We start from the raw sequence: 13,040 nt of genomic DNA, 5'->3' as shown, positions 1-13,040 counted from the left end.
TCATGGCCTGAAGACTATTTCGGATGCTCCGGGCAAGTCAAGACAGGCGAGCCTAAATCTCCGTCGAGGCGCCACGTATGTTTAATGATCGAGTCATTTTTCCTTCACCTTGGCACTTTATGGTGAGGGCAGTGGTCAGTGAATGACGTCATTTAAAGAACAGCCAAGAGGGCACGCGTTATGGACGACTATCAAGAAGAACTGCTGGAATTCAAAGCGTTTGAGCTGGACCCGCCCGAGCCTGCGGATGATGCGACTGAGTTGTGAATGTTTGAGCCGACTCCTGTTCTGTAGGAGCTGCCGAAGGCTGCGAAAGCAATCTTCCTGACATACTGCTATCGCAGCCTTCGGCAGCTCCTACCGGGTGAGCGTTGCAGAATTAAACACTTCAACCCTGCCCACGCTGGCTACGGCGAAACTCCCCAGGCGTCTGTCCGGTCCAGCGCTTGAACGCGCGTTGAAAGGCTTCGGCAGACGCGAAGCCCAGCAAGTAAGCAATCTCCCCGAATGCCAGGTCGGTGTCGCGTATATACGTCATCGCCAGATCACGCCGCGTATCGTTCAGGATATTGCGAAAGCCTGTACCTTCCTCGGCAAGTTTGCGGCGCAAAGTCCAGGCGGGCAGTTTCAGTCTGGCAGCAATTTCCTCCAGATCCGGTTCCCTTCCTCCATTGAGCAACGGTCCGAGCAGCCGGGTGATGCGCTCTCGCAAGCTGCGGGTGCGGGTCAATTGCTCTAGCTCTTTTTCACACAGCTGCTGCAGATGTGCCCAGGTGCTGGGGCAATGCTGCGGGTTGCGCAAACCCAATGTGTGCTGGTTCAGACGCAGTTGATTGGTTGCGGCAGAAAAGGCCACCGGTTGTGTGCTCAGGTGCTCGTAATCGGCTGCATAGTCGGGCGTATCAAACTCGATTTCGATTCGCTCTGCACGCACTTCAGTTTCGCTGAGGCTGGAAAGTTGCTGCAGCCAACTGGCGATAATCGAGTCCACCACGAAGCGGTTATAACCGTTGTACGGGCTGATCGAATAGAACCTTAGCCAGGCACCTTCGCTGTCTTCGTGAAAGCTCGATTGGCCTCGGTAGTTGGAGCCATACAGCGCTTCAAATCGGATCAGTGCGCGAGCGGCTTCGCGAATATCAGGGGCTTGCGCCGCTGTAACGCCCGCCAGACCGCACTGGCTGATATGACTCAAGCGGCCCATGCGCAAACCAAGGCCGGGCTGGCCGGTGAGTTGAATCGCGGCATGACCCAGGCGCATGTAACGCGGAATGGACAAGCGCGCCCCGGCCTCGGCCAGCCGCGCTGGATCCAGACCGTATTGCTCCAGCAGCGGTTGTGGGTCGTGCCCGAAACTGCGCACCGCATTGGCCAGACTGTGAACGAACCCCACCGACAGATCACCAAGACGGGTGGGCGCCGGGGTCATGTTCATAACCAGATATTGATCAGGCGTGCGCCACGGTGAGCCTTGTCATCCGGCGATGGCTCGACGATGTGCTGGCCGTCGCGGCTGGCGAAGCTGTGTCCCGAACTGCCCTGGTCCCACAACTGGCCACGCATGAATACACTGACTCCGGCCTTGGCGGTGCTCAGCGGTGCGTGGCTGGTCAGGGTCAAACGTTGCCAGGCTTCACCCTCGCTGATATCGCCAGCGTTCAACCCGGTGGCGTCGGTCAGGTCCGGCGTGCGATAGCCGCGCCAAGGGCTGGTCCAGTGGCCTGTACCGATGACGAAGGCGGGCACCGCAATCAACTCGGCGCCCAGCTTGTTCAGGCTGGCGTAATTGCCGGGGTGCCAGCTGTCGCTGCCGATCAATATGCCCAGTTTTCCGGCAGGGGTGTCGAAGACATTCAGGTCGGTGGCTGAGTGGACATAACGGCGTTGATAAGCCATGGGAAACAACTGCCGTTGCGGTTGGCCGAGGGGTTGGCCATCGCTGCCGAAAGCGACGCTGCTGTTATACAGCGGGCCGCTGCCGAGCTTTAATTTACCGTTTTCGATGGCCGGTTCGGGCAACACGATAGAACCCGCGACCAGCGTGACGCCAAACTCCTTGGCCAGACCGCCGAACAGCGCCTGATACTGCTCGGCCATAGAGGTCGCTTTCATACGCAAATGTGCATCGTCGAGCCAGTTGTCACCTTTGGCCCCGAGCAATGCGCCAAGAAATTTGAGCGGGTTGCTGAAGGATATCCAGGTCAGCGCCTCATCCTTGCTGACGGCCTGATAGACCTCATTTTTCTCACCGCTGGCCACCAGCCAGGTGCCCACATGTTCGGGGAGCACGACGATGGTTCTGCTGTTGATCAAACCTTGCTCGCGAGCCTGTTGCAGGTAAGCGGCCAGTTTGCGATGCAGACGCTGGGTACTTTGATAATCGGCGGGGAACAGTTCTGGCTGAATGCCGAGCAAGTTGCCTCGCTCACTCGGTTGGCCCTCGTCGACTACCAGTTTGATGCGCAGGTCTGACAGGTAGTGGCCCACAGGACGCTGCTCGGTCCAGAAGCCGTAGCCGACAAGAGCAGCGGTGAGTACGAAGCCAATGGCAATAGTGAAAAATGTACGCATAAGTAAGTTGGAGTGCTGACAATCCCTGGTTGTGGCTGTGTGAGGTTATGTGTGCCGAGACTACGGGAAAACAACGGCTTAACGAACTTTTTTCCATTCAATGACGGGTTTTTTGTCGGCTTGTTTCAGTTCGCGAACCGTCGTCGGCAGCTCATGGCGTTGTCAATCGGGCAATGCCCCATCGCAAATGTCTTTTCTATTCGCTAGAGTCAGCGCACATCACGTATTGGGTGAGTGTTCAGGGAAGCGTATGTCATCAGAGTTCGAGTTTACCGACGAGAAAGTAAAGCAGGCTTTGCAAGGCATTATCGTGCCGCCGCAACCACAGATTCTGGTGGACCTGCAGATCGAGCAATACATGCCGGACCCTGATCTGGCCGAGATTGCCCGCCTGATCTCGCAGGATCCGGGTATCGCGGGTGCGCTGCTCAAGATCGTCAATTCCAGTTACTACGGCTTGAGCAATCGGATCTCTTCGATTCAGCGTGCAGTAAACCTGTTGGGCAGTCGCTCGGTGATCAACCTCGTCAACGGCCTGTCAATCCGTGGCGGAATGAACGATGAGTCGATCGTCACCCTCAACCGTTTCTGGGACACCGCGCAGGACATCGCGATGACGTGTCTGGCGTTGGCCAAGCGACTGGGTTCTCAGGCGGTCGATGAAGCCTACGCGCTGGGTTTGTTCCACGATTGTGGCGTGCCGTTGATGTACAAGAAATTCCCCAACTACATGACCGTTCTGGAGCAGGGCTACGCCAGTGCGGGCCAGCAGCAACGCGTCGTTGATGTAGAAAACAAAGCGTTCAACACCAACCATGCCGTGGTGGGCTACTACACTGCCAAAGCCTGGCGCTTACCTGAACACATGGCAACGACCATTGCCCGGCACCACAATGCTTACGCTGTGTTCAGCGACGACACAGGGCAACACAGTCAGGTCAAGAACCTGCTCTCGATCCTGAAAATGGCCGAGCACATCTGCGAGTCCTACCGTGTACTGGGCAAGGAAAGTGCCGATCACGAGTGGAACACCATCAGCCACCTGGTGCTCGATTATGTCGGCTTGTCCGAATACGACTTTCAGGAGCTGAAAGCGAATATTCGGGAGTTGGGGGCGCGTTGAGACGACATTTTCGTGCTGCCTCTTTAGCATGTCACGTCAACTGACTCGTCTTGTAACGATTGGAATAAGCAGGTGCCGGGGCGAAAGCGTGCCCCGGCAAAAGAAGCTTAAGTTCTGAAGGCGTTCAGCGTTATCTAAAGTGCTGCCTGGGGACTACGTCCCAACACTCGCGAGTATTCCGCTTTCGCCGTCTGTTCAGCGAACTCCCCCGACCACTTCGACACCACAACCGTGGCGACGCTGTTACCGATGGTGTTGCAAGTGGCGATGGCCATGGACATGAAACGATAGACCCCGAACAGTAGCGCCAGACCTTCAGCAGGCAACACGCCAATGGCCGTGACTGTGGCGGCAAACACCACGAAACTTCCACCCGATACCGCTGCTGCGCCCTTGGACGTTACCAGCATTATCGCGATCATTCCCAGCTGTTGCTCCCAGGTTAGTGGCACGCCATAAGCATTGGCGATGAACAGTACGCATAACGACATGTAGATGGACGTGCCGTCCAGGTTGAACGCATAACCGGTAGGCAGTACCAGGCCGACGCTTTGCTTGGAGCAACCGAATTTCTCCAGTTTTTGCAGCAGGCGTGGCAGCGCGCTTTCCGAGGAAGCCGTACCCAGCACGATGAAGACCTCGTCCTTTATGTACTTGAGGAAGCGCCACAGGCTGAAGCCGGCAATCCGGCACACAATGCCCAGTACCACAAAGATGAAGAAGGCGATGGCGACGTAGAACATCAAAACGAGGTTAGCCAACGACATGAGTACCGCGGTGCCGTTGCTGCCTACCGCATAGGCCACCGAACCAAACGCACCCAGTGGCGCGAACTTCATGATCAGGTTGATGAATTCGAAGAAGCATTCAGAGATACGGCTCAGGCCGTCTTCGATCACTTCACGACGTTCAGGCTTGAGGGCCAGCAAAGCAAAGCCGAACAGTACCGAAATCACCAGCACTTGCAGTAGTTGTCCGCCCGCGAATGCGCCGACGAAGTTGTCCGGGAAAATACCGTAGATGAAATCCATGGTCGAAGTCGGACCATGGCCCTTGGCGACAGCGGCGCTGGCGGCGGCTGCGGTGGCGCTGCTTGGGTGGGCGTCATGCATGCCGGAGCCAATCTGCAGCAGGTTGCCCCAGATCAGGCCAATGGCCAACGCGAGGGTGGACACCACTTCAAAATAGATCAGTGCCCGCAAACCCACCTTGCCAACCCGTTTGATATCACCGGCCGAAGCGATGCCGTGGACCACGGTGAAAAACACCAGCGGCGCAACAGCGGTCTTGATCAGTTTGAGGAATATATCGCCCAGAATCTTGAACTTCGCTGCCAGCTCCGGTGCCAGAAAGCCGAACGCGATGCCCAGCACCATGGCAGCAATAACCTGAAACGTCAGGTCCCGGTAGAACGGTTTTTTTGTAGTCGTGGACATGTCTGCAATCTCGTTGTTTTTATTAGCGAGTAAAGGGCAGCGGGGCTTCCCACAAGGTGAGCCCCGTCCTGATTGGATTCAGCGTTTGACGGCTCCTTCACGGGCCACGGCGATATCGACCATTTGCGGTGCCAGACCCAGATAGTTGGCGGGGTCGGTGAGGCGCTTCAATTCTTTAATATCCAGTTGCGCAGTCGCTTCACCTTGCGCCAGTAGGGCGTCGAGCAGGCTGGTGCCCTGATCGTTGGCCATACGGCAGGCGGCATATACCACGTCGTGCGCGACCTGACGGCCCAACGCCGGGGCGAGGCCCATCATCACGGCTTCGGCGACGATCAGGCCCTGAGTCATGTCGAGGTTCTGGCGCATGCGTTCGGTGCGGACTTCCAGACCGGCCAGCATGAATTTGGCCTGGCCCAGAGACGCAGCGCTCAGGGCGAAGGCTTCCGGAATTGCGATCCACTCAGCCTGCCACGGGCCGGTGGAACGCTCGAAATCCTGAATCATTGCATCGAGCATCAACCCGGCGTGCTGGCGAACGCCTTTGGCCGCGGCATACATCAACTCGCAGGAGATCGGGTTGCGCTTTTGCGGCATGGTGCTGCTGGCGCCACGACCTTTGACGAATGGTTCGTACACTTCGCCCAGCTCGCTGGTCATCATCATCATGACGTCCAGCGCCACCTTGCCCAGTGAGCCTGTGACCAGACCGAGGAAGTTCAGGGTTTCCGCCAGACCATCACGGGCTACATGCCAAGTGGCCTGAGGCACGCCAAGACCCAGTTCGTCCATCAACGCTTCCTGCACATCCAGGCCCTTGTCGCCCAGTGAGGCGAGGGTGCCTGCTGCGCCAGCGAACTGGCCTATTTCCACTCGCGGACGCAGCTCGACCAGACGCTCTGCGTGGCGATCAAACATGCTCAGCCACACCGCGCACTTGTAGCCGAAGGTGATCGGCAGTGCGTGTTGCAAGTGAGTCCGGCCAGCCATCGGTGTATCGCGGTAGCGTTTCGCGAGGTCAGCGAGCAGACCCCGTACGGCCTGAATGTCGCGCTCGACAATGGCCAGGGCCGCACGCACTTGCAGGACCACGGCGGTGTCCATGATGTCCTGAGTCGTCGCCCCCCAATGTACATAGCGACCGGCTTCGCCGCAGGTTTTCGACAGTTGTTCAACCAGCGGGAGAATCGGATAACCGACGATTTCGGTTTCGTGTTGCATCAACGCGAGGTCGAGGGATTCGTAGGTGGCGAGTTCGGCGATCTGCTCGGCGGCCTGCCCAGGAATCACGCCGCAGCGAGCTTCGGCGCGCGCCAATGCTACTTCCACTTCGATGTAGCGTTCGATCAAAGCCTTGTCGGAAAACACGCCGCGCATTTCAGCGGTGCCGAACATGTCGCGGAAAAGAGCGGAATCGAAGACGGTGCTAGACATGAAAGCATTCCTATTATGTTGTTATTGGTCGTACATATTTAATATGTTCGTACATAATTCTTACGCTTGCGCTGATACACTGTCAACACTGTGAAAAGCCGGGACTGATCGAAGGTATGAGCCAGACACGCTATGCCGTTGTTGCAAAAGACTTGATCGAAGGAATTGCCAGCGGTCGTTATCCCGTCGGCACGCTACTGCCGACTGAATTCGAGCTTTGCGAGTTGTATGAAGTCAGCCGCCACACCGTGCGTGCAGCCATCACTCAGTTGCAAAATCAGGGGCTCGTTTCACGCCGTAAACGAGTGGGCACTCGCGTCGAAGCGGCGACGCCAAGAGGTGGGTATTCACAGTCCCTCGCATCGGTTGCCGACCTGGCGCACCTGGCTGAAACCCAGGTCCGCAGCATTCAGGACGTAAGTCATTTTGTGGCCGACATCGCACAGGCCCGACGTCTCGGCCTGGAACCCGGCGAGCATTACTTTTGCGTGTCCAGTATCCGGGTTGATCAGGAGAACTTGCGTGCGCCACTTTGCTGGACTGATGTTTATGCCCTGGACGTCTATGCAGAGGTCATCGAACTGGCGAAACAGCATCCGGATGAGCTGATCGCAGCGTTGATCGAGCAGCATTTTGGTCGACACATCGATGTGGTTGACCAGCAAGTGCGAGCGGTACTGTTGACGCCTGAAATCGCCAAAAGCCTGAATGCTGAACCGGGTGCGCCCGGTCTGAAAATCCTGCGCCAATACCGTGATGAGGAAGGCCAGGTGATGGTGGTTTCCGAGACTGTTCACCCCGATGACCGCTTCACGCTAGTGACCCAGATGAAGCGTGAGAAGGCAGGGTTCTAGGGCGAGGTGAGCTGTCCACTGGACCTTTAGGAGCTGCCGAAGGCTGCGATCACAGCAGGTCAGCATGAATGCTTCGCAGCCTTCGGCAGCTCCTACAGGTAATGCAGTTCAATTCAGATTGGTAGGGCGCTCTCCGATCAACGCCGCCCCGTCCGGGTACTGACATCCACCCAAACCGCCAATACCAGAATGCTGCCTTTGACGATCATCTGCCAGTAGCTGTCCACATCGAGCATCGACATGCCGTTGTCGAGGCTGGTGATGACCAGCGCGCCGAGGAGGGCGCCGTAGACGGTGCCGGAGCCGCCGCGCATTGAGGTGCCACCGATAAAGCAGGCGGCGATGGCGTCGAGTTCGCCCATGTTCCCGGCAGAGGGCGAACCAGCCGCCAGGCGTGCGGTGTTGACCATGCCGGCCAGCGCGCACATCACGCCCATGATGCCGAAGATCCACAGTTTCACGGCCTGTACGTTGATGCCGGAAAGTCGCGTCGCTTCCATGTTGCTGCCCACTGAATAGACCCGGCGGCCAAATACGGTTTGGGTAGTGACGTAGCTGAATACACCGAGCAGAACCAGCAACAGCAGCACCGGCACGGGGATGCCGTCGTAGCTGTTGAGGGTCTGGACGAATCCGGCCAGCACCGCACCGATCAACACCACGCGCAAGATGTCTCGCACCAGTGAATGCGCAGCGAGGCCGTGGGCGGTGCGATTGCGGCGTTGTTTCCAGGTCAGATACAGCGTCAGTGAGAACAGTACGATGCCCAGCCCGGTGCCAACTGAATGCGGCAGATAGCCTTGCCCGACGTACACCAGTTCTGGCGATACCGGTGCGATGGTTGTGCCGCCGGTGATCCCCAGCAGAATGCCGCGGAAGGCCAGCATGCCACCCAGGCCGACGATGAAAGACGGGATGCGCAGGTAAGCGGTCATGTAGCCATTGGCGAGGCCGATCATCAGCCCACACAAGGCAACAAGGCTCAGGTTTGCCAGCAGCGGGATGTGATAGACCACGTCGAGAATGGCCGCCAGTCCACCCAGCAGCCCGAGCAACGAGCCCACCGACAAATCAATCTCGCCACTGATGATCACCAGCACCATGCCGCAGGCAAGAATGCCGGTGATCGACATCTGCCGCAGCAAATTGGAGAGGTTGCGCGGGGTCAGAAATCCACCGTCGGTCTGCCAGCTGAAGAACAGCCAGATGACCGCCACGGCGATGACCAGTGCGAGCATTTTGTAGCGTGTGAAGAGCTGTTTGACCTGATTCATCTACGCGGACTTCCGATCATTATTGTTGTTAGGGTCGGCGGTTTGGCTGAGCGCGGCGGCGAGTAGCTGTTCCTGAGTGAGGTCGTGGTTGATGAAGTCTCCGCGCAGTTGGCCTTCGCCGATGACCAGTACCCGGTCGGAGACACCCAGCACTTCAGCCAGCTCCGAAGACACCATGATGATCGACACGCCCGCGGCCGCCAGCGCACCCATCAACTTGTAGATCTCGTATTTAGCGCCGACGTCGACGCCTCGGGTGGGTTCATCGAGAATCAGCACGCGGGGTTGGGTCAGCAGCATTTTTGCCAGAACGGCTTTTTGCTGATTGCCGCCAGACAGACTGGTGATCGGCAGGAAGGGGCTCGCGGTCTTGAGGTGCATGCGCGAGATTTCCTTGTCGATGCTGTCCAGCTCGGCTTCGGCGTCAATACGCGTCAGTCTTGAGTAAGAGTCCAGCACGGCCAGGGTAATGTTCTGGCCGACGCCCAGATCGGGAATGATGCCTTGGCGCTTGCGGTCTTCGGGCACCATGCACAGTCCGGCGCGTATGGCTTTGAGGGGTGTGCGAGTGTCGATCAGTTTGCCGTCCAGCCAAACTTCGCCTTCATGGCGGCCGGGATAGGCGCCAAATAAAGCCGAGACCAGTTCCGTACGACCGGCACCGACCAACCCGGCAATACCGAGTATCTCGCCACGCTTGAGGGCGAACGAAATGTCGTCGACCCGCTTGCGTTTCGGGTTGTCGACGTCGTAGCAGGTAACATGGCGCGCTTCGAAAATCACTTCGCCAATGTCATGGGGTTCGGTGGGGTACAGGTTGCTCATTTCCCGCCCGACCATCTGGGTGATGATCCGCGCGATGTTCATGTCTGCCATGGCGGTGGTGGCGATATGTTTGCCGTCACGGATCACTGAAATGGTGTCGCACACAGCGGCGACTTCATCGAGCTTGTGGGAGATATAGACGCATGCAACGTCCTTGGACTTTAGGTCGCGGATGATATCCAGCAGGACCTCGATTTCCGAACGGGTCAAGGCTGAAGAGGGTTCATCGAGAATCAACAGCCTGGCTTGCTTGTTCAGTGCCTTGGCGATTTCCACCAGTTGCTGATAGCCGCCGCCGTACTGGGAAACCGGCAATGAGACGTTCATGTCCGGGACTTTCAGTTCGCGCATCAGGGCTTCGGCGCGGTGAGTCATCGCGGGGTAATTCATGCGCCCGCCGAACAGCGTCAGCTCATGGCCCATGAAGATGTTCTCGGTCACTGACAGGTCCGGCACCAGGGTCAGTTCCTGATGAATAATGACGATCCCGGCAGCTTCGGTTTCGCTGATTGACTGTGCCTTGAGCAGCTGGCCGTCCCAGAGGATTTCGCCTTCCCAGGTACCATACGGGTAGACCGCCGACAGCACTTTCATCAGCGTGGATTTCCCCGCGCCATTCTCGCCACACAGCCCGACACATTCCCCGGGCCTGACCTTGATATCAATGCCATTAAGGGCTTTAACACCGTCGAACGTTTTGACGATGCCATTCATTTGCAGCAGATAGTCGGACATGGCGAGTGCTCAAGGATAAGCGGGTACGGACTGCAGCCATTGACCTGTAGGAGCTCACGAGCATCGCGAGGCCGCGATGGCGTTCTGCCTGATACACCGCCATCGCGGCCTCGCGGTGCTCGTGCGCTCCTACAGGTCTAACGTTTAGCGTCCAAAGGAATTGGTTCCACGCGCCCGGATCACTTCCCGTCAATCTGCGCCTTGGTGTAAAACCCGTCCTTTTCCAGCAGATCGATGTTGTCCTTGGTCAACGGGGTCGGCGTGAGCAAAATCGTGTCGACTTTTTTGCTGCCATTGTCGTACTGCGAGCTGTAGGTGGGTTTTTCGTTGCGCGCCAGTTGCACCGAGAGCTTGGCCGCTTCGGTGGCGATGAGTTTCAGCGGCTTGTAGACGGTCATGGTCTGTGTGCCATCGATCACGCGTTTGACCGCTGCGAGGTCGGCGTCCTGACCCGAGATTGGCACCTTGCCTGCCAGCTTCTGCGCGGCCAGTGCCTGGATTGCACCGCCTGCGGTGGCGTCGTTGGAGGCAACGATGCCGTCGATTTTGTTGTCGTTACGGGTCAGGGCGTTTTCGACAATGCTCAGGGCCTCAGTCGGGTTCCACTCTTTTACCCACTGCTGGCCGACGATTTTGATATCACCCTTGTCGATCGCCGGCTGTAGCACCTTCATCTGGCCTTCGCGCAGCACTTTTGCGTTGTTATCGGTCGGCGCGCCGCCTAGCAAAAAATAATTACCCTTGGGCGCTGCTTTCAACACGCCACTGGCCTGCATCTCACCGACCTTTTCGTTATCGAAAGAGATGTATGCATCAATGTCAGCGTTAAGAATCAACCGGTCATAAGACACGACCTTGATCCCGGCTTTCTTCGCTTCGGCAACCGCGTTGGTCAGCACAGTGGCATTAAACGGCACTATGACGATGACATCGACGCCTCGGGAGATAAGGTTCTCGATCTGCGAAATCTGCTTTTGCTCGTTGGCGTCGGCCGATTGTACAAAGACCTTGGCGTCCATTTTTTCCGCCGCCGCGACGAAGTAATCGCGGTCACGGGACCATCGCTCAAGGCGCAGGTCATCAATGGAGAAACCGATTTTGGGATGGGCAGGGTCGGCCATGGCCGGAATTGATAGCAGCGCCAGAGCGCCAACCAACAGCGTGCGTTTAAATCTCTTCATGGTGGTGCGTCCTTTTATTGTTGTTCGAAGACACTTTTTAGAAGCCACTGCCTGACGATGAATATCGTGCTGGTAGAACTGTAGAGAGTCGCAAGGCGCCGCGAGCACAGATTTGTCGCGCGAATGTAACCGGATTACGGCGCCCGTGGCCCTTGATCGCAGTCAGCGATAGATGAACTGGTTAACGACGTTTTCGAGCAGTTCCTGCCTGCCGCTCACGGCTTGCGGATTCAGTTCCTGGGTAAACGCATGTTCGGCCAGCGACTGGAGGGTGAACTCACCCGCCAGCACCCTCTGGCCCAATGGCTGCTGCCAGCCCGCGTAGCGTTGGTCCTTGAGTTGCTGGAGCCGGTCGTTCTGCAGCATGGCCGCAGCGCGTTCGAGGGACAGAGCGAGCACATCCATCGCCCCGACATGACCGTGGAACAGATCGATTTCGTCCAGGCTTTGCCGACGGACCTTGGAATCGAAGTTGAAGCCGCCGTTCTTGAACCCGCCTGCTTTGAGGATTTCGTAAGTGGCGAGGGTCATTTCTTCGACGCTGTTGGGGAACTGGTCAGTGTCCCAGCCGTTTTGCGGGTCACCACGGTTTGCGTCGATGCTGCCAAAAATCCCAAGGGACGCAGCCGTCGCTATTTCGTGATGGAAGCTATGACCGGCCAGGGTCGCGTGGTTGGCCTCGATGTTGACCTTGATTTCGTTTTCCAGGCCGAACTGCTGCAGAAAGCCAAACACGGTGGCGCTGTCGTAATCGTATTGATGTTTGGTGGGTTCCTGCGGCTTAGGCTCGATCAACAGATCGCCTTTGAAATTGATCTTGTGCTTGTGCTCAACCACCATGCGCATGAAGCGCCCCAGCTGTTCGCGTTCGCGTTTCAAGTCGGTGTTGAGCAAGGTTTCATAGCCCTCGCGGCCACCCCACAACACGTAGTTGGCGCCGCCGAGCCGCTGAGTGGCGTTCATGGCGCTGAACACCTGCGCAGCGGCACAGGCGAAGATTTCCGGATCAGGGTTGCTCGCAGCGCCAGCAGCAAAGCGCGGGTTGCTGAAACAGTTGGCGGTGCCCCACAGCAGCTTGACGCCGCTTTGCTGCTGATGACGCTCCAGATGATCGACCATCTGCGCAAAATTATTACGGTACTCCTTGAGCGAGCTGCCTTCCGGAGCGACATCGGTGTCGTGGAAACAGTAATAGTCGATGCCCAGTTTGGTAAAGAATTCGAACGCTGCTTCGGCTTTGCCGATCGCCACTTCCAGTGGGTCGCCCGAATGCTGCCATGGGCGTTTGAAGGTGCCTGCGCCGAACACATCGGAGCCCGGCCAGACGAAGGTGTGCCAGTAACAGGCCGCCATGCGCAGGTGCTCGCGCATCGGTTTGCCCAGGATGATTTTGCCTGCATCGTAGTGGCGAAAGGCGAGGGGGGAATCGCTGGCAGGGCCTTCGTAGTGGACTCGGTCTATATCGGGGAAATATGGCATTCGCAATGTCCTTGTTGTTTTTATCGGTTGCTCTGATCGACTGTTCTTTTCGGTGCATCGATACTAGCAACGGCCCTGTTGCTCCTGATTATGAAAATCATCAACCCGCAGTGCGATTTTGCGTATTG

The 13,040-nt window shown here is 57.5% G+C and carries 10 protein-coding genes; 2 read left to right on the top strand and 8 right to left on the bottom strand.

The window, feature by feature from the left end; genetic code table 11:
- Positions 1-388 precede the first annotated feature (388 nt).
- Together ABRP31_RS18910 and ABRP31_RS18905 are read right to left on the bottom strand one after the other, a co-directional pair.
- The gene (locus ABRP31_RS18910) at positions 389-1,429 is read right to left on the bottom strand and encodes an AraC family transcriptional regulator (RefSeq protein WP_349972706.1); all 1,041 of its coding nucleotides are present in this window, start codon (positions 1,427-1,429) and stop codon (positions 389-391) included.
- Positions 1,430-1,431: 2 nt separating this feature from the next.
- Positions 1,432-2,571, bottom strand: a complete 1,140-nt coding sequence (locus ABRP31_RS18905) for a carbon-nitrogen hydrolase family protein (protein WP_349972707.1) — start codon at positions 2,569-2,571, stop codon at positions 1,432-1,434.
- A gap of 250 nt (positions 2,572-2,821) precedes the next feature.
- Here ABRP31_RS18905 and ABRP31_RS18900 point away from each other — a divergent pair, with 250 nt between their 5' ends.
- The gene (locus tag ABRP31_RS18900) at positions 2,822-3,694 is read left to right on the top strand and encodes an HDOD domain-containing protein (RefSeq protein ID WP_087265545.1); all 873 of its coding nucleotides are present in this window, start codon (positions 2,822-2,824) and stop codon (positions 3,692-3,694) included.
- Between the two features lie 134 nt (positions 3,695-3,828).
- Here ABRP31_RS18900 and dctA read toward each other — a convergent pair whose 3' ends face one another.
- The gene (dctA, locus tag ABRP31_RS18895; RefSeq protein WP_349972708.1) at positions 3,829-5,130 is read right to left on the bottom strand and encodes a C4-dicarboxylate transporter DctA; all 1,302 of its coding nucleotides are present in this window, start codon (positions 5,128-5,130) and stop codon (positions 3,829-3,831) included.
- Between the two features lie 78 nt (positions 5,131-5,208).
- Positions 5,209-6,564, bottom strand: a complete 1,356-nt coding sequence (locus ABRP31_RS18890; protein WP_349972709.1) for an adenylosuccinate lyase family protein — start codon at positions 6,562-6,564, stop codon at positions 5,209-5,211.
- A gap of 116 nt (positions 6,565-6,680) precedes the next feature.
- Between ABRP31_RS18890 and ABRP31_RS18885 the strand changes: the two genes are divergently transcribed.
- Positions 6,681-7,418 (top strand): GntR family transcriptional regulator, encoded by a 738-nt coding sequence (locus ABRP31_RS18885; protein ID WP_349972710.1) that lies wholly within the window; start codon positions 6,681-6,683, stop codon positions 7,416-7,418.
- A gap of 137 nt (positions 7,419-7,555) precedes the next feature.
- Here ABRP31_RS18885 and ABRP31_RS18880 read toward each other — a convergent pair whose 3' ends face one another.
- The 4 genes from ABRP31_RS18880 to xylA form a co-directional block, all read right to left on the bottom strand.
- Positions 7,556-8,692 carry a sugar ABC transporter permease gene (locus tag ABRP31_RS18880; RefSeq protein WP_349972711.1) on the bottom strand — a complete coding sequence of 379 codons (1,137 nt, stop codon included), beginning with the start codon at positions 8,690-8,692 and terminating at the stop codon, positions 7,556-7,558.
- Positions 8,693-10,252, bottom strand: coding sequence for a D-xylose ABC transporter ATP-binding protein (xylG, locus tag ABRP31_RS18875; RefSeq protein ID WP_349972712.1), 1,560 nt, complete (start codon positions 10,250-10,252; stop codon positions 8,693-8,695).
- A gap of 179 nt (positions 10,253-10,431) precedes the next feature.
- Positions 10,432-11,433: a D-xylose ABC transporter substrate-binding protein gene (gene xylF, locus ABRP31_RS18870; protein WP_087265550.1), complete on the bottom strand. Its 1,002-nt coding sequence runs from the start codon at positions 11,431-11,433 to the stop codon at positions 10,432-10,434.
- Positions 11,434-11,595: 162 nt separating this feature from the next.
- The gene (gene xylA, locus ABRP31_RS18865) at positions 11,596-12,912 is read right to left on the bottom strand and encodes a xylose isomerase (RefSeq protein WP_349972713.1); all 1,317 of its coding nucleotides are present in this window, start codon (positions 12,910-12,912) and stop codon (positions 11,596-11,598) included.
- Positions 12,913-13,040 lie beyond the last annotated feature (128 nt).

The sequence above is a fragment of the Pseudomonas caspiana genome, assembly GCF_040224095.2.
GTDB classification, from domain to species: domain Bacteria; phylum Pseudomonadota; class Gammaproteobacteria; order Pseudomonadales; family Pseudomonadaceae; genus Aquipseudomonas; species Aquipseudomonas caspiana.
Note: the sequence above shows the minus strand (reverse complement) of the source record. Positions and strands in the feature narration are given on the sequence as shown.